Raw genomic sequence first — 18,920 nt, forward strand, 5'->3', positions numbered from 1 at the left:
GACCGCCCCCCGGTCTCATTCGACGTCGGGCAGGTGGTGCGACTCCAGGGCCCGCATGGCGTGCGACGCGTTGAACGGCAGGATCGTGACGACGACGTGCGGCAGTTGGTCCAGCGTCCGTGCCATCTTCTCGCCGGTGCCGCGGTGGAGAAGCTTGCCGAGCGCGTTGGCGTACATCCGCCGGGGGACGAGCACGGTCAGGGACGTGTCCTCACCCTCCGTGGTGCGGACGGCGAGTTCCCGCATCGCGTGCCGCAGCCGGCGGTCGGGGCAGTCCACCAACTCCAGCTCGACGGAGGTCGCGGAGGTCGACGCCCAGCGGGCGGACAGCCGGACCGCATGCGCCCCGTCGATGACGAAGTGCACCGCGCGAACGTTGTCGGGCCGCAGCTCGTGCGCGTACCGCAGGGCCTTCAGCGTGGCCAGGTCCAGCGTCTCGACCAGGACGAACACCTGGTGGTGGTGCGTACGCGGCCGGTCGGCGCCCTTGGGCAGCCGTCCGAGTGCGGCGGCCTCGCGCCGGTACTCGCGGTTGATCCGGATCAGCGCCCAGACCCCGAGCGGGAAGATCACGACGACCAGCCAGGCGCCTTCGGTGAACTTCGTGACGGCGAAGATCAGCACGACGGCGGCGGAGACGGCCGCAGCGAGCGCGTTGACGACGATCTTCGGCCGGCGCAGCGGCTCGCGCCTGCGCAGGTGGTACGCGGTGAGGCCGGCCCCGGCCATGGTGAAGGCGGTGAACACACCGATCGCGTAGAGCGCCACGAGCCTGTCCACGCTGGCCCCGGTGACGAGCAACAGGGCCAGCGAGAGAGCGGCGAGCGTGACGATGCCGTTGGAGAAGGCCAGCCGGTGCCCGCGCCGGGTCAGCACCCGAGGCAGAAACCGGTCCTGGGCGACGAAACTGGCCAGGAACGGAAACCCGGTGAACGGTGTGTTGGCACCGGTGTAGAGGACCAGCGCCGTCGCCAGCTGTACGAAGACCAGGCCGGCCGTCGCCACCGCCCCGTTCCCGAAGGCGAGCCTCGCCTCCTGTGCGATCACGGTCGGGGTTCCGTCGGTGTACGGGACGGCGTGGGTGAAGTGCGCGAGCGTGGAGACGCCCAGGACCAGAACGGCGAGCACGCAGCTCATGACGACGAGGGTGCGCCGGGCGTTGCGGCCCTGCGGTTCACGGAAGGCGGAGATGCCGTTCGAGATCGCTTCGAGCCCCGTGAGGGACGAACCGCCGTTGGCGAAGGCGCGCAGCACGATGAAGAGGGACGCGCCGTAGAGCCAGCCCCCCTGGGGGGTGCCCGACGGAACGACACCGGCGGCCCCCAGGTCGGCGTGCGGCAGCCCGCCCATGAGGCCGCGCACGCCTGCGACGAGGAAGACCAGGCCCATCGCGGCGATGAAGAGGTAGGCGGGCAGCGCGAACATCCTGCCCGCCTCGCGAATCCCGCGCAGGTTCCCGTACGCGAGCAGCACGATCACCACGACGGAGACCGGCAGTTGGAGGTGGTCAAGACCCGTCCAGCCGTTGCCCGCCAGATGGGCGAGTGAGATCAGCGCGTTCGTGCCCGCCGACACCTGGACGGCCACGGTGACGATGTAGTCCACGAGCAGCGCCACGGCGGCGACCTGCGCGACGTTCGGCCCGAAGTTCTCCCGGGCCACCACGTAGGAGCCGCCGGCCCGGGTGTAGATCGAGACGACATCGCTGTAGCAGAGCGTCAGGAGCAGCAGGACCGCGAGGATCGCGCCGGTCACCGGCATCACCAGGGTGAAGGCCGCCGCCCCGACCACCGGCACCAGGACCCTCAGCATCTCCTCCGAGCCATAGGCCGACGAGCTGATGCAGTCGGAGGCGAGCACGCCGAGGGCCGTCCGGTTGCTCAGCTTCTCCTCGCCGACGCGTTCGGTGGTGAGCGGCTTGCCGAGAAGCCGCCGCTTGACCCGGTACATCGGTCGTTCGAGAGTCATACGGCCATCAGACCCAGTGGCCGCCCCGGAGGCGGCACGCACCGCCGCCGGGCCCGCGAACATCCCCCCGGCGGCCCCCACCGGCCCCCGCAGGCCCCGCGCCGGGCCCTGTCCCCGCTGCCCGGGGGCTGCTCCTTCGGCTCCCCCCTGCGGTGAGCGGCATTTCCCGCGGCGCCCAACCCATGTCAATGAAAACGCAGTTGGGCCATTAGCTCACGTTTCCCTCAATTCCATGGCCCGCCTGCTCCGCCCACGCATAGTCTCCCACCGAGGCCTGAGAAGTCAGGTCGTCTTTGCACTGGCAGATGCCAGTGAAACGGGAGGAAGTACATTGAAGAAGCGGATCGTCCAGGGCGTGGCAATCGGTACTGCCGCGCTCGGTCTCATCGTCGCTTCCGGCACCGCGGCCCAGGCCGCTCAGACCGGCAAGGGGAAGGCGTACGGCGGCTGCACCAATTCCGTCACGCTCTGGCGCAAGGGCTCCACGGTGTACGCCAACGCCAAGATGACGTGCAAGAAGAAGGGGCTCATCCTGCGCCCCACGGTGGCGCTGTCCGGGAACAACGGGAAGACGTTCAAGTCGAACGGAAAGGCGTGCCGCAAGGCGAAGACCTGCACCACGCCCACCGTTTCCGTGAAGGCGACCAAGGGATGGACCTACCGCGCGTCGAATTCCGGAAACGCCACGCTCGCCATTCTGGGTGTGGACGACTACTTCTGGCCCACGTCGAGCGTCGCCCACACCACGTACAAGGCGAAGAGCTGAATACGCGTTCGCTTCCGTAACGGCCTGCCGATTTCTCCGGCAGGCCGTTACGGCTTTCCCGTGGACGACCACGGCCACGACCACGGCCGCCGTGACGACTGCGGCCTCAGCGGGCTCCGCCTCCCCCGCTCAGCAACCCCGCCCCGCCTGGCCGGAGAACCGCGCGGCTTCTCGGGGCCCGCAGCTCGCACCACACCGTCTTGCTGTACGGGGCCTGCTCCACGCCCCAGCGCATGGCCACGGCGTCCACCAGCTGGAGCCCCCGCCCCGACGTACCCTCCGGCCCCGCCTCGCGGAGCGCCGGCCACACGGTCGGCGCGGGATCGCTCACCGACACCCGTACCCGCCCCGTGTGCGTCGCGCTCACTCGTAACGTCACCGGCGTGCGCTCCCCCACATGCGTGATCACGTTGGACAGCAACTCGCTGACGCACACCACGAGATCGCCCGTGTCGTCGCCCGCGAACCGCGCCCGCAGTATCCGCCGCACCTCCGGCACCGCCCGGGGGACCGCCAGGAACTCCCACGTCAGCGGCAGCCCGCTCATCCCCCCGCCGCCTCGCGCAGCACCTCGGCCAGCCGGCGGGCGGTCTCCGTGTTGCAGTTACCGAGCGCGACGAGAGGCGGCCTGGACGTCCAGCCGGCGAGCGTCAGCGGGTCAACTCCGAGTGACGGCAGCGTGATTTCGTGCGCCTTGAGCGCCGCGCGCAGTGCGTCGATGTCGGGGCCGATGTCGTACGGGGCGTGGTCCATGAGGGCCGTCCACCTTTCGGTTGCTTGCTGTGACGAACACCTCACACGCTGCCGCACGGACCTCTACCTTGAAAGGGGATTCCGCTCCACGGATATGCATGTGAAAGGCGGTCAGCGGTGGCCACACGCAAGGAGATCGACGGCTCGGCGGGGGTCCCGCAGTTCTACGGGAAGGAGCTCCGCTTCAAGAGGGAGGAGGCGGGCCTGACCCTGGAGGGGCTGACAGAGGGCAGCTTCTTCAGCATCACGTTCCTGAGCGAGGTCGAGCACGGCAACCGCCGGATGCCGCCGGAGCTTGCACAGCATGTGGACCGCGTACTGCGGACGGACGGGTTTTTCAGGCGCCGTTGTGAAGATGTACGCGGAGCCAAGCAGGGAGCGCACGCCTCGTTCTTCGCGGGCGTAGCGGAGGTGGAGGTCCGCGCCCGGACCATCTACGAGTGGTCGGGCACTCTGGTCCCGGGACTCCTCCAGACACCGGCCTATGCGCGCGCCGTCATCCAGGCCACGCACCCTCTGGACACGCCGGAGGAGGTGCAGGCCAAGATCGACGTCCGGCAGGAGCGGGCCAAGCTGTTCGACAACCCCAAGAAGCCCGAGTACTGGGTGGTTCTGCACGAGTCGCTGATCCGCCACCCCCTCCTGGAGCCGGCCGAGATGGCCGAGCAGCTGGATCACATCGCCGCCTTTGTGCGCAGCCGTCGCGTCGTTGTGCAGATCCTTCCGTGGAACGCGGCCACCCGCCCCATCAGTGAGCTGCCGCTGCTGCTCATGGACTTCGATGACGAACCGCCGCTGCTCTACACCGAAGGTCCTTACCACGGTCAGACCATCGACGATCCGGGGCTCGTTAAGCAGTACCGCAGGGCATACGATCGTTTCAGGGCCGCCGCGCTGCCGCCAGAGGTGTCCCTCGCCCTGCTGGAGAAGGCGGCTGAGGAGTACCGGCATGGCCAGCACCACCCTTGATCTCAGCGCCGCACGCTGGCACAAGAGCAGCTACAGCAACGGCTCTGGCGGCAACTGCCTCGAAGTGGCCCAGGACTTCGCTGGCTGGCGCAAGAGCAGTCACAGCAATGGCGATGGCGGTAACTGCCTCGAAGTGGCCGACGGCCACCCCGGTCTCGTCCCCGTCCGTGACTCCAAGCGGCCCGACGGGCCCGCCCTCATCCTGGGCGCCGCCGCTTGGGCACCCTTCATCGAGAGCGTCAAGGCCGCCTGACGCAACAGCCACCACGCAGACAGAGCGCGCCCGGTCCGACCGGGCGCGCTCTTCTCGGTCCTGGCCCCATCGCAGAAGACACCGCTGCCAACTCACGGCCTTCCTCGGCGTGTTCGCCTTCCTTTATCAGGTCATGCGGCGATTGGATGAGGATTGATCCACTCCGCCCCTCCTCAACTCGCCCCGAAGGCCCCCGTCCACTGGTACGGGACCGCCCCTTCGTTCCAGGGCGCTCCTCGGGGCTCGACCTCATCTTCAAGGAGCACAGCCGCATGTCAGAGCTGCCGAAGCGCAACGTCACCAGGCCCGTCAGCTCACGGCCGGTCAAGCCCCTTCGAAGCAACGACGCGGCGAACCTCGATTCCGCCCGCGCCGCACTGGCTCGCGCCATGGCGGCGCAGCGCGCCGAGAACGCCGAGAACGAGGCGGGCCGGAGCGCACCGGCGCGGGGCCCCGCGGACCCCGGCGCCGCGCAGCCGCCCGCGGAGTCGGCTCATGAGATATCACCGGCCGCCGCCCCTCGTCGCCGCCGGGCGTTCTCGCGACGGGCGCGAATCCTGGCCGCGGTGGTCGCGGTGGTGGCCGTTGCCGTCGTCGCGGGCGTGGCCGTTACGGCCGGCGGGGGCTCCGACGGCTCCAGCCGCCGGGCCGACGCGCCTGCCGAGGGTTCCGTACGACCCGACGCCGTGGAAGCCGGGGACCGTTCGCCACTGCCGGGGGCTTCGACGGCGGAGGGGTCGGCGTCCCCCGACGCCGCCCCGTCCGCCACCACCTCCTCGTCATCGAGCGCGGAGCCCAGGAGCACGCCCGGTCCGGGCAGGAGCACCGACCCCGCCGGGTCCGGGGCATCGTCGGAAGCGGACGGCACCGGGACGGACGGCGCCGGGAAACCGGCCACCGGCAAGGGCGGCGGTTCGAACGAGGTCCACGGATTCCCGCTGGCTGTCGAGGCGTCGGGCAAGTGCCTGACCGGCGCGGGCTCGGGGTCGCAGCTCGTGGCGTCCGCCTGCGACGGTTCGTCCGGCCAGTCCTGGAGTCCCGGTCCCGACGGCAGCCTGCGGCAGGGCGGACTCTGCGCGACGCTCACCGGAACCGAGGACCGCACTCCGGTCGTCCTGAGCGGCTGCACCGGGGCTTCCGCGCAGCGCGTCAGCCTTTCCGGTACGGCGCTGCTGTCCGCGTCCACCGGCAAGTGCCTGGATCTCTTCGGAGGGGCGAGCGGCTCGCAGATCGTGCTCTGGGAGTGCAACGGCCGTGACAACCAGCGCTGGCACGCCGCCTGACTGCCGCGTGAGCACCGCTGAGCCCCCTACCCCGCCATCTCGACGTCGGAGTCGTCGGAGTCGTCGGACTCGGATCCGTACTGCTGGTTCCCGTCAGCCCGGTGTCCGCCGTTGCCCAGTAGCCGCCGCGTCCCGTCCGGAAGGCCGGCTCATGCACTTCTTGTCTTCGAGCGGGACTCCGGATCGCGGGTCATGCGCTTTTCATGGGATCCGGTGCGTACCGCCAGAAGGCCGGTACCGCGAGGGCGAGGACCACGACGGCAACGACTACGAGCAGTCCCCCGCCGAACGTGGCCGAGCGCGCGCCCGCCACCTCGCCCACCGTGCCGTGCAGGAGGTCGGCGAGGCGTGGGCCGCCCGCGACGACGACCGTGAAGACGCCCTGTGTCCGGCCGCGCATCTCGTCCGTGGCCTCGGACTGGAGAATGACGCCGCGGAACACCATGGAGATCATGTCGGCGGCTCCCGCGAGCGCGAGCATGAGGGCCGCGAGCCACAGCGAGTGCGCGAGGCCGAGACCCGCGACGGCGAGGCCCCACCCGACGATCGAGAGAACGACCATCATGCCGTGCCTGCGGATGTGTGAGTAGAGCCCCGAGAAGACGCCGCACAACAGTGCGCCGACGGGCAGCGCCGCGTAGAGCACGCCGAGCGCGGCGTCGCCGCCGAAGTACGAGTGCGCCATCTCGGGGAAGAGGGCGCGTGGCATCCCGAGCACCATCGCGGCGATGTCGGCGAGGAAGGAGACGAGAAGGAGCTTGCGCGGCCAGAGGTAGCGGAAGCCGTCGAAGATGTCCGTGAGCCGGGCGCGGCGCGCGGTGACCTTGAGCGGCGGAAGCGGCGGCAGCTTCCACACCGCCCGCAGCGTGATGACGAGCGCGAGCGTGTCTATGAGGTAGAGCGTCGAGATGCCGAGGACGGGGGCGAGCGCCCCTGCGAGCAGCGGGCCGAGGATCTGTCCGAACTGCGCGACGGTGGAGGTGAGCGCGGTCGCGGCGGGGAGTTGCGCCTCGGGGACGAGGCGTGCGACGGAGGCGGTGCGGGTCGGGGAGTTGATGCCGAAGAGGGCCTGTTGGAAGGCGAGCAGGACGAAGAGCACTGTGACGGACTGCATCCCGAGGGCGGCCTGCACCCAGAAGAGGAGCGAGGTAACAGCGATGCCGGCGTTGCTGAAGAGCAGCAGCGTGCGGCGGTCACGCAGGTCGGCGATGGCACCGCCCCACAGTGCGAAGACGATGAGCGGCACGAGTGCCACGGCTCCGGCGACGCCGACGAGGGCGGAGGATCCCGTGTCTTCGTAGATCTGGAGCGGGACGGCGACTGCGGTGAGCTGGCTGCCGATCGCGGTGACGACGGTGGAGGACCACAAGCGGCGGAAGGGCTTGATCCGCAGCGGCGTGGTGTCGACGGTGAAGCGTCTGCGGCGCTGGGCGGTGTCGGGGGGCGCGGACTCGGGGTCCTCGGTCTTCGCGGTGGGCTGGGGGGCACTGTCGGCCACCGGGGGCTCCGATTCCCGGCAGGAAACGGCCCTCGTACATCGACGCGCCGCCCCCTGCCGTGTCATTCCGGGCAGAAAGGTGTGACGCGTTGATTGACGTTAACGCCTACGGTCGCGGGTCCCGGCGCGGGAGATTCCTTTGGGGATCTCCGTCAAGGCGCATGAGCCGCACGGTGCGAATTTAGCCGGGCGCGAGAGACCGGTCAACCTGAGGTTGATGTCGGGGCGGTCACAGGAGTCCCGTGATGGCCTGACCGCCCGCGGCAAGTCAGAACAGCAACTCTTCATGCATGCACGGCCGGCAGAGCCGGATCCCAGACCCACGAGAGCAAAGCGGGGTGACCCTGGAGGAGTCGGTCGTAGGGTGACGTCCATCTCCGGCTGAGGCTGAGGCAAGGGCGGTCGTCGGGGCCCGCCGAGGCGGCCCCCCGGGCAGCGCGAAGGGGCGCGCCCGGTGGTGGTCCGGGCGCGCCCCTCGGCGCGTATGGCAGCCGTCGACCGGTCAGCGGTCGAAGCGCTCCCGCATGTCGTCCGCAGCGCCCTGCGCACGGTCGCGGCCCTGCTCCGCCGTGTTGCGGGCCTTGTCGCGGCCCTCGCCGCCCTTGCGGTCCTTCGACTGCTTCTGGCCCTGGTCCTGCGCCGCGCTCTTCGCCTGGTCGGCGAGGTCCTTGGCCTTGTCCTTGAACTGGTCGGCGATGCCCATGCTGTTCACTCCTATGTGGTGCGTGGGGGACGGCCCCGGTGGGGCCTCGACCAGATTCACATGGCCGCCCACGCTCCGCATGTCGATCAGTTACGCTGCGTACGCGCCGAGCGTTCGTCCTGGTCAGCGGCGCCGCCCGCGCCGACGAGGCCCTTGCTGACGCCTTCCAGGCGGGGGCCGAAGCGGCGCATCTCGCGCTGGCCGACGACGCCGATGAGGGTCGGCAGGTAGCCGCGTACGGACTGCATGCCGCGCAGCCACCACTGGGCGTAGACATGGGCGGAGCGGCGCTCGATGCCGGCGACGATGCGGTCGACGGCGGGGCCGAGCGGGTACGTGCGGTTGGCCGGCCAGGGCAGCCGCTTGCGCAGGTCGCGCATGACGTCGTCCTCGTCGGCGCCGCGGACCATGTCGGTGTCGGTCCAGGAGAGGTAGCCGACGCCGACCTTCACGCCCCGGTAGCCGACCTCGGCGCGGAGGCTGTGGGCGAAGGCCTCGACGCCCGATTTGGAGGCGCAGTAGGCGCTCATCATCGGGGCCGGGGTTATCGCGGCGAGGGAGGCGATCTGGAGGAAGTAGCCGCGGCTCTCCATGAGTACGGGCAGGAAGGCGCGGGCGGTGACGGCGCCGCCGATGAGGTTGACCTCGATGACCCGGCGCCAGGCGACGGGGTCGGAGTCGATGAGGGGGCCGCCGGTGGCGACGCCCGCGTTGGCGACGACGATGTCGACCTTGCCGAAGCGGGCCTTGACCTCCTGGGCGACGCGGGCCATGGCCTCGTGGTCGGTGACGTCGGCGTGCCAGTGGTCGCTTTCGCCGTGGAGGCGTTCGGAGACCTTCTTCAGCTCGTCCGGTTCGAGGCCGACGAGGGCGAGGATCGCGCCGCGGGCCGAGAGCTTGCGGGCGAGCAGTTCGCCGACGCCGCGGGCGGCTCCGGTGACGACGACGACCTGTCCTTCGAGAATTCCCCTGCCGCTCATGCGACCTCCTCCTTGCCCTCGGCGTCTGTGGTGTCCCGTTCCGGCAGAACCGGGAGGTATGCGGTCACCAGTTCCCGTATCTTCGCCGTGACCACCTCCGGAGCCTCCACCGGAGTCATATGGCCCATGCCCGCCAGCTCGGTCAGCCCCAGGCAGTCGGGCAGCGCCGCCGCGATGGCGCGGGCGTGGACGGGCGGCGTGAGCCGGTCCTCCGTGCCCGCGACGACCGCGGTGGGTACGCGCAGTTCCCGTACGCCCTCGTCCAGATCCAGGTCGGCGAGGACGTGGCCCCAGGCCACCCGGGGTTTGCGGGGGCACTCGTGCACGATGCGGGCGCAGGTGTCGACCCGATCGGGGGCCGAACCGGCCCCCATTGTCCCGTACTTGAGTATCCGGCGGGACACCGGTGTGACCGGTCCGAGGGGGGCGCGGGCGCCGAGTACAGCGCGGGTGAGGCGGGTGCGGACGGCGCCGGGGCGCATCGGTACGACGCGGGACTCGGCGAGGAGGCGGGAGCTGCCGGTGCTGCACAGGAGGACGGCGGCGGCGTGCTCGCGGAGCCCGGGGCGGCGGGAGGCGGACATGATGGTCATGCCGCCCATGGAGTGTCCGGCGAGTACCGCCTTCTCGCCGGGGGCGAGGGTGGCGGCGAGTACCGCTTCGAGGTCGTCGGCGAGGGCGTCGGTGCTGTAGCCGTCGCGGGCGGCGGCGGGTGAGGTGCCGTGGCCGCGCTGGTCGTAGGCGATGACGCGGTGGTCGACGGCGAGGTCCTTGATCTGGGCGTCCCAGAAGTGGGTGTTGCAGGTCCAGCCGTGGGAGAGGACGACGGCGGGTGCGCCGTCCTGGCCGTGGATCTCGACGTGTATGCGGGAGCCGTCGGCGGACACGGCGAGGAGTTCGCGGGCGGGCACGGGACGGCGTCCGGCGGCCGGGAGGGGCCGGCTCATCGGGCCACCTCCTCGGCGAGGGCCTCGCCGGCCTTGCGCTGCGCGGGTACGGGCGTCCGCAGGACCTGGTACTCGGAGACGTCCACGTCGCGGGTGACCTTGCGGAACTCGGTGGTGGTGCCGGGCCAGACGGTGGTGTTGCGGCCGTTGGCGTCCAGGTACCAGCTGTTGCAGCCGCCGGTGTTCCAGACGGTGCGCTTCATGCGGTCCTGGACGCGGCGGTTCCAGGCGCTGACGGCGGAGGGGCGGGCGTCGAGGGCGACCTTGCCGCCGAGGACGTCCAACTGGCGCAGGTAGTCGGCCATGTAGTTCAGCTGGGCCTCGATCATGAGGATCATCGAGGAGTTCCCGAGGCCGGTGTTGGGGCCGATGATGGTCATCCAGTTGGGGAAGCCGGCCGCGCTCGCGCCGCGCAGCGCCTGCATGCCGTCCTTCCAGGACTCGGCGAGCGTGATGCCGTCGGCGCCGACGACGCGCTCGGCGATCGGCATGTCGGTGACGTGGAAGCCGGTGCCGAAGATGATCGCGTCGACCTCGGTCTCCGTACCGTCCGAGGCGACGACCGTCGAGCCGCGCACCTCGGCGAGGCCGGAGGCGACGACGTCGACGTTGGGCTGGGCGAGGGCGGGGTAGTACGTGCTCGACAGCAGGATGCGCTTGCAGCCGATGCGGTACGAGGGGGTGAGCTTGGCGCGCAGGGCGGGGTCCTTGATGGCGCGGGCCATGTTGGACTTGGCTATCCGCTCGACCAGGCCGAGCTGGTCGGGGTGCTTGGTGAAGGCGCTGACCTGGAGTTCGCGGATGCCCCAGAGCAGGCCGCGGCGGGCGGTGCCGGTGGCGGGGACGGCGCGGTGCAGCCAGCGCTCGGCGCCGCTGATCTCGCGGTCCATGCGGGGCATGACCCAGGGCGGGGTGCGCTGGAAGAGGGTGAGTTTGCCGGCCTTCGGCTGGATCGCGGGGACGATCTGGATGGCGGAGGCGCCGGTTCCGATCATCGCGACGCGCTTGCCGGTGAGGTCGGCCTCGTGGTCCCAGCGGGCGGAGTGGAAGACCTTGCCGGGGAAGTCGGCGAGCCCGGGGATGTCGGGCGTCTTGGGGTCGGAGAGCGGGCCGGTCGCGGAGACGACGACGTCGGCGACGACGGTGGTGCCGCCCGCGCTGTCGATGACCCAGTGCAGCTCGTCGTTGTCCCAGCGCATCCGCGTCACCTCGTGATCGAGGCGCAGGTGCGGGCGGAGCCCGAAGGTGTCGGCGACGTGCTCCAGGTAGGCGCGGATGTGCTCCTGCCCGGAGAAGGTGCGCGGCCAGTCGGGGTTGGGGGCGAACGAGAAGGAGTAGAGGTGGGACGGTACGTCGCAGGCGCAGCCGGGATAGCTGTTGTCGCGCCAGGTGCCGCCGACCGAACCGGCCCGCTCCAGGATCACGAAATCGGTGATGCCTTCGCGGCGCAGCCGGACCGCCGCCCCGAGGCCCCCGAATCCGCTTCCGATCACCGCCACGCGTACATGCTCGTGCTGGGCCATGCTGCCGCCTCCCGCGGTACGTCACACGACTCTGCCAGCAATCACTGGCATTGTTGGGAGGGTAGAGCAGCTTCGTACCGATGGGTAGGGGGCGGACGCGGGAAAGTTACCGGCGGTACAACACGCTCCTCCCGTACCGGGGCGGCCGGTAGGGTGCGGGGGTGGCAGAAGGAAGCGAGCACCGCGAGTACCGCATGGAGGAGCTGGCCAAGGAAGCCGGCATCCCCGTACGGACCCTGCGTTTCTACCGGGAGCGCGGCCTGATCTCCCCGCCCCGCCGCGAGGGCCGCATCGCCTGGTACGACGACCACCACCTGGCCCGCCTGCGCACGATCACCGGACTCCTGGAGCGCGGCCACACCCTGACCGGCATCGCCGACCTGGCCCGCACCTTCGAGAGCGGGCGCGATGTGGCGGAGGTCCTGGGCCTGGGCGAGCCGACCGAGGAGGTCCCGGTCCGGCTCACGCCCGAGCAGCTGGCGGACTACTTCCAGGACGAGTCGACCCCGGAGAACCTGGCGACCGCCCTGGAGCTGGGCTACCTCGGCACGGACGGCGAGGAGATCGTCCACATCAGCCGCCGCCTGCTGGAGGTATCGGCCGAGCTGGTACGGGAAGGCGTCCCGCTCGCCTCGGTCCTGGCCACCGGACGCCACGTCCGCGAGCACGCGGAGGCACTGGCCGACCTCTTCGTCACGGTGCTCCGCGCCTACAGCACGGAGCCCGAACCACCCCAACTCCGCCCGCTGGCCCGCGCGGTGATGGACGCGGAACTGTCGATGGCCCTGGACCGGCGACTGCGGCGGGAGCAGCAGCCGGAGGCGTAGGCAGGGGACGGGGGCGGCACCGGGAGGCGTCGGGGACGGGGGCGGCGCCGGGAGGCGTCGGGGACGGGAACAGCAGCCGGAGTCGCAGGGGACGGGGCCGGCAGCCGGAGGCGTAGGGGACGGGGGCGGCACATGGCGGAATCGGATCGCTGGACGTGCGAGGCGTGCGGCGGCACGGTCGCTCAGCCCGAGGGGGTGGCGATCGCCTCGGCGGTGCGCGGACACGCGCGCGCCGCGGGGCATCCTCCGGCGGGTGTGCGCAGGGAGCGGGCCAACGGGCTCGTGCAGCGGTGGCACGTTCCCGAGACCCCCGGGGGGCCGAAGCCGCCGAGACCGGCCTGCGACCGGTGCGGCACCACGCGGGCCGCGCGTACCCGGATCAGCCGGGACGTATACCGCTGCAACCTCTGCCAAGGGCGCCCACCCGCCCCCGCCCGCCAGGAGTCGGAGCCGGCGGCCGGGCACGCGGCGCGTACGCCTGCGGCCGACAGCCCGTCGCGTTCTGCGCGTTGGCCCTCCTCCGCGAAGTGGGCACTGGCCGTCTTCGCGCTCCTGCTGACGTTCGCCGTCACGGCGCTCATAGCCGAGCACGCCGATGGCGGGCAGCCCGCGCGATCCGTGGCCGCCGCCTCTGGCCCCACCCCCTCCGGGACGGACGACGAGACAAGCGGTACGCCGTCGCTCGCGACGGACGAAGACCTGCCGGACAGGACGTGGGCCGAGGCGTGGACCCTGCTGCGGGAACACGGCAGGGGACACGTCGTCGTCAGGAACCACGCCACCGGCGATCCGCTGAACCTGGACAGGTACAGCGACGGTTACGAGGGACGGGCGTCGTTCGCCGACTGGCCCGTGTGCACCGCCGAACTGACAACCGACGACGGCCTGGCCGGCTACGACTGGGGCCGCAACCCCGATCACCGGCTGAGCCTTCAGGAGGACTACGGCGACGGCATCCACGAGAGCGACGACCTGTGGCTCGTGACGATCGCCGACCCGGACGACGGCGGCTGCTCCGAGGAGAACGTCAACGACACAACCGGCGTGCCCGGCCCCGAACCCACGGATGACGAAGCCGACGACGCGACCGACGACGACACGGCGGGCGACGACACGGCGGGCGACGGCCCCGCCGCCGCCCCGGGACCGCAGCGGGGCGTACACCCCGGGGCCTGGTGCGGAAACCCCGGAGCCCTCGGCTACACCGATGCCGGAACGCTCATGAAGTGCCAGTACGGCAAGGGCGCGGACTACCGCTGGCGCCGCGCCTGACGCACAGGGACCGGCACGGCTCGTGAGCCGCGTACGGCAGGGGGCCGCCCAGGTCCGGCGGATATGTCGGTGGCCCCGCAACGGCCCTTCCTGAACAATGCGCCCATGCGTATGCGAGCCGTGGGGCCGGACGAGCTGCCCCTTCTCCAGGACATCGAGCGGGCCGCGGGCCGATGCTTCCGCGACATCGGCATGCCGGAGATCGCCGACGACGAGCCGCTCCCGCTCGAAGAGCTCGCCCGCTACCAACAGGCCGCACTGGCCTGGGTCGCGGCCGACGAAGCCGACGCCCCGGTCGCCTACCTGATCGCCGACCGTGTCGACGGCAACCTCCACGTCGAACAGGTCTCGGTGCACCCGGACAGCGCGCGCCGCGGCGTCGGCCGGTCACTGCTGGACCATCTGGCGCACCGGGCCACGCGCGAGGGGGCGCCGGCCCTGACCCTCACCACGTTCACCGAGGTCCCCTGGAACGCCCCCTACTACGAGCGCTGCGGTTTCCAGCTCCTGGACGACGGCGGGCTCACTCCGGGGCTGCGGAAGATCCGCGAGCACGAAGCGGCACAGGGCCTGGACCGGTGGCCCCGGAGCTGCATGCGCCGGGCGCTGTGACGTAGCGGCGCGAGGGCGCTGTCGCCGGGGCCGGCCGGGCACGCGGCGGCAGGGCGGCCGTCGTCCCGGTCCGTCCCGCGAGGGCGAGCCGCCGCCGCTCCCTACTGCTCGTACACCACCGTCACGGGCGCGTGGTCGCTCCAGCGTTCGCCGTGAATGGCGGCGCGCTCGACCCAGGCCTTCACCGCGCGGGCGGCGAGGCCCGGGGGCGCCACCTGGTAGTCGATCCACCATCCTGTTGAAATGAAGATACAGTTTGCTTCGGGAGGGGGATTTGCATGACCTATACGAACAACGACCGCCCCGGGCTGCGGGCACTCATCGCGGTACGACTGAGCGTCAGGACCGACGAATCGACATCGCCGAAGCGTCAGCGGGAAGCCGGCGAGGAGGAGGCCAGACGCCTTGGAGCCGAGGTCGTCGGCTACGCGGAGGACCTGGACGTCTCCGCCACCCGGACCACTCCGTTCGAACGGCCGGAACTGGGCAACTGGCTGGCCAGGCCCGACGACTTCGACGTGATCATCTGGTGGCGGCTCGACCGTGCGGTCCGCTCCATGGGCGACATGGCCGAGCTGACGCGCTGGGCGAAGCGCCACGGCAAGCGCCTGGTCTTCGCGGAGGGCCCGGGAGGCAGTTCACTGGAACTGGACATGACCTCGATCATGTCCGAGCTGATCACCATGTTGCTGGCCTTCGCCGCGCAGATGGAGAGCCAGGCCATCAAGGAGCGCGTCACGAGCGCCAATGCGGCACTGCGGGCGATGGGGCGGTACTCCGGAGGACTCCCGCCGTACGGATACGCGCCCGTGCAGCGTCCAGTCGGCGAAGGATGGACGCTGGCCCAGGACCCGAAGCGCGTGGAAGCCATCGAAACGATGATCCGGATGCTGCTGGACGGCAACGCTCCGAACGCCATCGCATTCCATCTGAACAGCGAAGACATCTTGACGCCTCGCGATTGGAACGACGTTCGACAAGGGCGAAACCCGAAGGGGCGCAAGTGGGTCGGCCAGACCGTCAAACGCGTGCTGCTGTCCCCGTCACTCCTCGGCCACCAGACGTACGCGGGCTCCGTCGTCCGGGACGGCAACAGCCTGCCGGTGAGCATCACCTCGGACCCGATCCTGACGCGAGACCGGTTCGAGGAGGTCAAGGCCGCCCTGGGCGAACGACCCAAGGGGGCTGCGGGGACCCGAAAGGACACCGGCGCGCTCCTGCTCGGCGTTCTGCACTGCGCCTCTTGCAAGGGCCGCATGTACAGGGTTCCCGCACACGGCTACTCGGTCTACGTCTGCCGGGCCCGTACCAAAGGGCTTCCCTGTGAGGCTCCCGCAGCCATCAAGACCGACTGGGTGGAGGAGTATGCGGAACGGGAGTTCCTGAAGGAGTGGGGAGGCTTCCCCGTACTGGAACGGGTGACGTACCCCGGTTACGACCCCCGCCCCGAACTTGAGGAGATCACCACCGAACTCCGCGAGCTGTACGCCGTTCGCGAATCACGGCGATCACGTGTCGGCCTCGCCATCTGGCAGGAGCAGGTGGACGCACTGGAGGGCCGCGCCGAGGTCCTGGAAGCGACTCCCGTGCAGAAGGAACGCACGGAGCTGGTCCCCACAGGGAAGACCTACGCCGATTACTGGAGGATCGGCGACGCCCGGGAACGGCGGTTCGTGTTGCTCGACACCGGAACCCGCCTGGAGTGTGCGAAGGGTCAGCGAGGGGGACGCCCGGCGGACATGAAGCGCCGTGCAATGGAACGCCTGTCGATCGACTCGCAGGGCACGAGGGTCCAGCGGCAGGGAGATACGGCCGCCTGAGCCTGCCTGAGCGCCGTTCACGGCCCGTTGCCGGGAAACACCTGGCGGCGGGTCGCGATCGCTCCCGAACGATGGTTATCGAGACGATCCCGCCACCCCCTCCCGAACTTCGGAAGCGTGTAGCAAAACCCGTCTCACAACCTACCCAAATCCCTTGATGTTCTGAGACGAGTTATGAGGCAGTCTCGCCATGGACACATCCGCGGGACACCTCATCGGCTACGCCCGAGTCTCCACCGACGACCAGGAAGCGCAGTTGCAGCATGACGCGCTGACTGACGCGGAGTGCGCCCGGATCTTCACGGACAAGGCGAGCGGGAAGAACACGGACCGCCCCGAACTCGCCGCCGTGCTCGACTACGTCCGCCCCGGAGACACCCTCTGCGTGTGGAAGCTGGACCGGTTCGCCCGCTCGCTGATCGACTTGGTGAACACGGTGGATGCGCTTGCCGCGCGGGGAGTCGGCTTCCGGGTGCTGACGGGAGCGCTGGCAAGCATCCACCCGTACGCCCCTGTGCACGGGCGGCTCATGCTGCAAGTGGTCGGCGCAATGGCGGAGTTCGAGCGCAGCCTGATCAAGGACCAGACCCGCGCCGGCCTGGACGCCGCCCGTGCACAGGGGCGTACGGGTGGACGACCGGTCGTCATGGACGCCGACAAACTCGCTGCGGCCAAGGCGCGCCGCGCCAAGGGGGAGAGCGCTACAGCCGTCGCCAAGGCTCTCGAAGTGTCCCGCGCCACGCTCTACCGAGCATTGCAGAAGAGCAAGTAGCCGGTGGGGCTATGACTGGTCCCGCCCAGCGGCGTACGGCGCGCGTGACGCCCACCAGGCGACCCCGTCCGGCGACGGCGAGCAACACAGCCGGGCGGGGCTTTCCGCTGCCGCTCCCTACAAGTCGAAGACGGCAGTCACGGGCGCGTGATCACTCCACCGTTCCGCATGGCTCGCAGCCCTCTCCACGTACGCCTTCACCGCACGCTCCGCCAGGCGTGGCGAACTGACGATGAGGTCGATCCGCCAGCCGGTGTCGTTGTCGAAGGCGCGGCCGCGGTAGGACCACCAGGAGTACGGGCCCTCGACGTCCGGGTGCAGGGTGCGTACGACGTCGACGTACGCGGCCTCGGTGAAGACGCGGGTCAGCCACTCCCGTTCCTCGGGGAGGAAGCCGGAGCTCTTGCGGTTGGCCCGCCAGTTCTTGAGGTCCGCCTCCTGGTGGGCGATGTTCCAGTCGCCGCAGACGACGACCTCGCGGCCGTCGGCGGCGGCGCGGGCCTTCAGGCCGACGAGGTAGAGCAGGAAGGCCGCCATGAAGCGCTCCTTCTCGTCCTGGCGCTCGGTGCCGACCTCGCCGGAGGGCAGGTAGAGGCTGGCGACCGTGACGCCGGGCAGGTCGATCTCGACGTACCGGCCGCTCGTGTCGAACTCCTCGCAGCCGGCGTGGCCGTACCCGCCGAAGCCGATCTGTACGCGCTCCGGGGCCCGCCGGGAGTAGACGGAGACACCGGCCCGGCCCTTGGCGGCGGCCGGGGCGTGCACGGTGTGCCAGCCCTCGGGCTCACGGACCTCTTCGGGCAGCTGCTGCGCCTCGGCGCGCACCTCCTGGAGGCAGATCACGTCGGCGTCGGTCTGCGCCAGCCACTCGACGAAGCCCTTCTTCGCCGCGGCGCGGAGACCGTTTACATTCACAGAGGTCACGGTGAGCATTCCGGCACGATATCGACGATCAGTGTCGCATACATGTACGATGCTACGCATGAATATCCACGTCCGGGCTTTCGACCACCCCGATGCCGTCAAACTCAACGATCGCGTGCAGCTCGAATACGCCGAGCGCTACGGCGACGAGGGCGACATCACACCACTGGACGCGACGATGTTCGACCCGCCTCACGGCCTGTACCTGATCGCGTACGACGCGTCGGACCTGCCGGTCGCCACGGGCGGCTGGCGCGCGCGGGAGCGCAACGAGGAAGGCTACTCGGACGGCGACGCCGAGCTGAAGCGGATGTACGTGATACCCGAGGGGCGCGGCCGGGGCCTGGCCCGCCGCATCCTGGCCGCGCTGGAGGCCGACGCGCGGGCGGCGGGGCGCACGCGCATGGTGCTGGAGACCGGCGACCAGCAGCCGGAGGCCATCGCCCTCTACCTCTCCAGCGGGTACGCGCCGTGCGAGAAGTTCGGCCACTACCGCACGTACGACAGCAGCCGTTGCTACGCCAAGCCGCTCCAGGAGGGCGGGACGATGGCCTGAGCACACAACTCCCGCCGCCTCAGCCCGCCTTCGGGAAGGCCGACTTCAGGGCCGCGCCCCGGGTGAGGAACGCGACGCGGATCACCGGCAGCACGCAGAGCGTCTGCACCACCGCGTACCAGGGCGGGCACACCCCCGGGATCAGGTCCACGCCGATGATCGCGACCGGCATGATCACCGCGAGGGCGCTCACACGCTCGAAGGCGCGGCGGGAGCCCCGGGCGGCGGCGGCGAGGACCCGCAGGACCACGTACGCGATCACGGGCAGCAGGGCCGCGCGGACCCACATGAAGGTGTTCACCGTGTGACCGGTGGCGGCCACCGCGGCGACCGCGACGAGAGCGGCGGCGCCGAGTACGCCGTAGAGCCCGATGCTGTTGCGCGCCGCGTCGAGCGCCTGCCGGGCGGCGGGATTCTCTGCGGGCTGGGTGTTCGTCCGGAAGTCCATGCCGACGACGCTACGAACCGCTGGTCCGGCCCGGTATGCGTCTGGA

Annotated in this window: 20 protein-coding genes and 1 pseudogene; 10 read left to right on the plus strand and 11 right to left on the minus strand. The window is 70.6% G+C overall.

What is annotated here, in order from left to right:
• Positions 1-15 precede the first annotated feature (15 nt).
• Positions 16-1,968 carry an APC family permease gene (locus P8A18_RS13305; RefSeq protein WP_306054464.1) on the minus strand — a complete coding sequence of 651 codons (1,953 nt, stop codon included), beginning with the start codon at positions 1,966-1,968 and terminating at the stop codon, positions 16-18.
• Between the two features lie 355 nt (positions 1,969-2,323).
• Between P8A18_RS13305 and P8A18_RS13310 the strand changes: the two genes are divergently transcribed.
• Entirely contained in the window at positions 2,324-2,734 is a 411-nt protein-coding gene (locus tag P8A18_RS13310) for a hypothetical protein (RefSeq protein ID WP_158688865.1), read from the plus strand.
• Between the two features lie 106 nt (positions 2,735-2,840).
• On the opposite strand, the gene P8A18_RS13315 is transcribed toward P8A18_RS13310, so the two are convergent.
• Together P8A18_RS13315 and P8A18_RS13320 are read right to left on the minus strand one after the other, a co-directional pair.
• The gene (locus P8A18_RS13315) at positions 2,841-3,281 is read right to left on the minus strand and encodes an ATP-binding protein (RefSeq protein ID WP_306054467.1); all 441 of its coding nucleotides are present in this window, start codon (positions 3,279-3,281) and stop codon (positions 2,841-2,843) included.
• Positions 3,278-3,487 carry a hypothetical protein gene (locus P8A18_RS13320; RefSeq protein ID WP_306054469.1) on the minus strand — a complete coding sequence of 70 codons (210 nt, stop codon included), beginning with the start codon at positions 3,485-3,487 and terminating at the stop codon, positions 3,278-3,280. Before P8A18_RS13320 ends, P8A18_RS13315 begins: the two co-directional genes overlap by 4 nt.
• Before the next feature lie 117 nt (positions 3,488-3,604).
• On the opposite strand from P8A18_RS13320, the gene P8A18_RS13325 reads away from it, so the two are divergent.
• From P8A18_RS13325 to P8A18_RS13335, 3 genes are all read left to right on the plus strand, one after another.
• Positions 3,605-4,456: a helix-turn-helix domain-containing protein gene (locus P8A18_RS13325; protein ID WP_306054471.1), complete on the plus strand. Its 852-nt coding sequence runs from the start codon at positions 3,605-3,607 to the stop codon at positions 4,454-4,456.
• Entirely contained in the window at positions 4,437-4,709 is a 273-nt protein-coding gene (locus P8A18_RS13330; protein WP_306054473.1) for a DUF397 domain-containing protein, read from the plus strand. The genes P8A18_RS13325 and P8A18_RS13330 overlap by 20 nt, the downstream gene beginning before the upstream one ends.
• Before the next feature lie 272 nt (positions 4,710-4,981).
• Positions 4,982-5,992: an RICIN domain-containing protein gene (locus P8A18_RS13335; RefSeq protein WP_306054475.1), complete on the plus strand. Its 1,011-nt coding sequence runs from the start codon at positions 4,982-4,984 to the stop codon at positions 5,990-5,992.
• Between the two features lie 190 nt (positions 5,993-6,182).
• Here the strand turns inward: P8A18_RS13335 and P8A18_RS13340 are convergent, their stop codons facing one another.
• The 5 genes from P8A18_RS13340 to P8A18_RS13360 all read right to left on the minus strand — a co-directional run bounded on the left by P8A18_RS13340 (position 6,183) and on the right by P8A18_RS13360 (position 11,643).
• The gene (locus P8A18_RS13340) at positions 6,183-7,490 is read right to left on the minus strand and encodes an MFS transporter (protein WP_306054476.1); all 1,308 of its coding nucleotides are present in this window, start codon (positions 7,488-7,490) and stop codon (positions 6,183-6,185) included.
• A 502-nt stretch (positions 7,491-7,992) separates the two neighbouring features.
• Complete coding sequence (locus tag P8A18_RS13345) at positions 7,993-8,193, minus strand: hypothetical protein (RefSeq protein WP_018551940.1); 201 nt, start codon at positions 8,191-8,193, stop codon at positions 7,993-7,995.
• 86 nt (positions 8,194-8,279) lie between these two features.
• Positions 8,280-9,173, minus strand: coding sequence for an SDR family oxidoreductase (locus P8A18_RS13350; protein ID WP_018551939.1), 894 nt, complete (start codon positions 9,171-9,173; stop codon positions 8,280-8,282).
• Complete coding sequence (locus tag P8A18_RS13355; protein ID WP_306054480.1) at positions 9,170-10,120, minus strand: alpha/beta fold hydrolase; 951 nt, start codon at positions 10,118-10,120, stop codon at positions 9,170-9,172. Before P8A18_RS13355 ends, P8A18_RS13350 begins: the two co-directional genes overlap by 4 nt.
• Entirely contained in the window at positions 10,117-11,643 is a 1,527-nt protein-coding gene (locus tag P8A18_RS13360; protein WP_306054482.1) for a flavin-containing monooxygenase, read from the minus strand. Before P8A18_RS13360 ends, P8A18_RS13355 begins: the two co-directional genes overlap by 4 nt.
• 194 nt (positions 11,644-11,837) lie before the next feature.
• Between P8A18_RS13360 and P8A18_RS13365 the strand changes: the two genes are divergently transcribed.
• From P8A18_RS13365 to P8A18_RS13375, 3 genes are all read left to right on the plus strand, one after another.
• On the plus strand, positions 11,838-12,470 hold the full coding sequence (locus tag P8A18_RS13365) for a MerR family transcriptional regulator (protein ID WP_306060879.1): 633 nt from the start codon (positions 11,838-11,840) through the stop codon (positions 12,468-12,470).
• Positions 12,471-12,602: 132 nt separating this feature from the next.
• Entirely contained in the window at positions 12,603-13,742 is a 1,140-nt protein-coding gene (locus P8A18_RS13370) for a hypothetical protein (protein ID WP_306054483.1), read from the plus strand.
• Between the two features lie 105 nt (positions 13,743-13,847).
• The gene (locus P8A18_RS13375) at positions 13,848-14,354 is read left to right on the plus strand and encodes a GNAT family N-acetyltransferase (RefSeq protein ID WP_306054485.1); all 507 of its coding nucleotides are present in this window, start codon (positions 13,848-13,850) and stop codon (positions 14,352-14,354) included.
• A gap of 101 nt (positions 14,355-14,455) precedes the next feature.
• Here P8A18_RS13375 and P8A18_RS13380 read toward each other — a convergent pair.
• Positions 14,456-14,593 (minus strand): annotated as a pseudogene (locus tag P8A18_RS13380) (exodeoxyribonuclease III); the annotation flags it as partial.
• 39 nt (positions 14,594-14,632) lie between these two features.
• Between P8A18_RS13380 and P8A18_RS13385 the strand changes: the two are divergent.
• Together P8A18_RS13385 and P8A18_RS13390 are read left to right on the plus strand one after the other, a co-directional pair.
• The gene (locus P8A18_RS13385; protein ID WP_306054487.1) at positions 14,633-16,174 is read left to right on the plus strand and encodes a recombinase family protein; all 1,542 of its coding nucleotides are present in this window, start codon (positions 14,633-14,635) and stop codon (positions 16,172-16,174) included.
• Positions 16,175-16,364: 190 nt separating this feature from the next.
• On the plus strand, positions 16,365-16,946 hold the full coding sequence (locus P8A18_RS13390; RefSeq protein ID WP_306054489.1) for a recombinase family protein: 582 nt from the start codon (positions 16,365-16,367) through the stop codon (positions 16,944-16,946).
• Positions 16,947-17,063: 117 nt separating this feature from the next.
• On the opposite strand, the gene P8A18_RS13395 is transcribed toward P8A18_RS13390, so the two are convergent.
• The gene (locus P8A18_RS13395) at positions 17,064-17,879 is read right to left on the minus strand and encodes an exodeoxyribonuclease III (protein ID WP_306054491.1); all 816 of its coding nucleotides are present in this window, start codon (positions 17,877-17,879) and stop codon (positions 17,064-17,066) included.
• 49 nt (positions 17,880-17,928) lie between these two features.
• On the opposite strand from P8A18_RS13395, the gene P8A18_RS13400 reads away from it, so the two are divergent.
• Complete coding sequence (locus P8A18_RS13400; RefSeq protein WP_306054494.1) at positions 17,929-18,426, plus strand: GNAT family N-acetyltransferase; 498 nt, start codon at positions 17,929-17,931, stop codon at positions 18,424-18,426.
• A gap of 19 nt (positions 18,427-18,445) precedes the next feature.
• Here the strand turns inward: P8A18_RS13400 and P8A18_RS13405 are convergent, their stop codons facing one another.
• Positions 18,446-18,874 carry a hypothetical protein gene (locus tag P8A18_RS13405; protein WP_306054495.1) on the minus strand — a complete coding sequence of 143 codons (429 nt, stop codon included), beginning with the start codon at positions 18,872-18,874 and terminating at the stop codon, positions 18,446-18,448.
• Positions 18,875-18,920: the final 46 nt, after the last annotated feature.

It is taken from the genome of Streptomyces sp. Mut1 (genome assembly GCF_030719295.1).
GTDB lineage: Bacteria > Actinomycetota > Actinomycetes > Streptomycetales > Streptomycetaceae > Streptomyces > Streptomyces castrisilvae.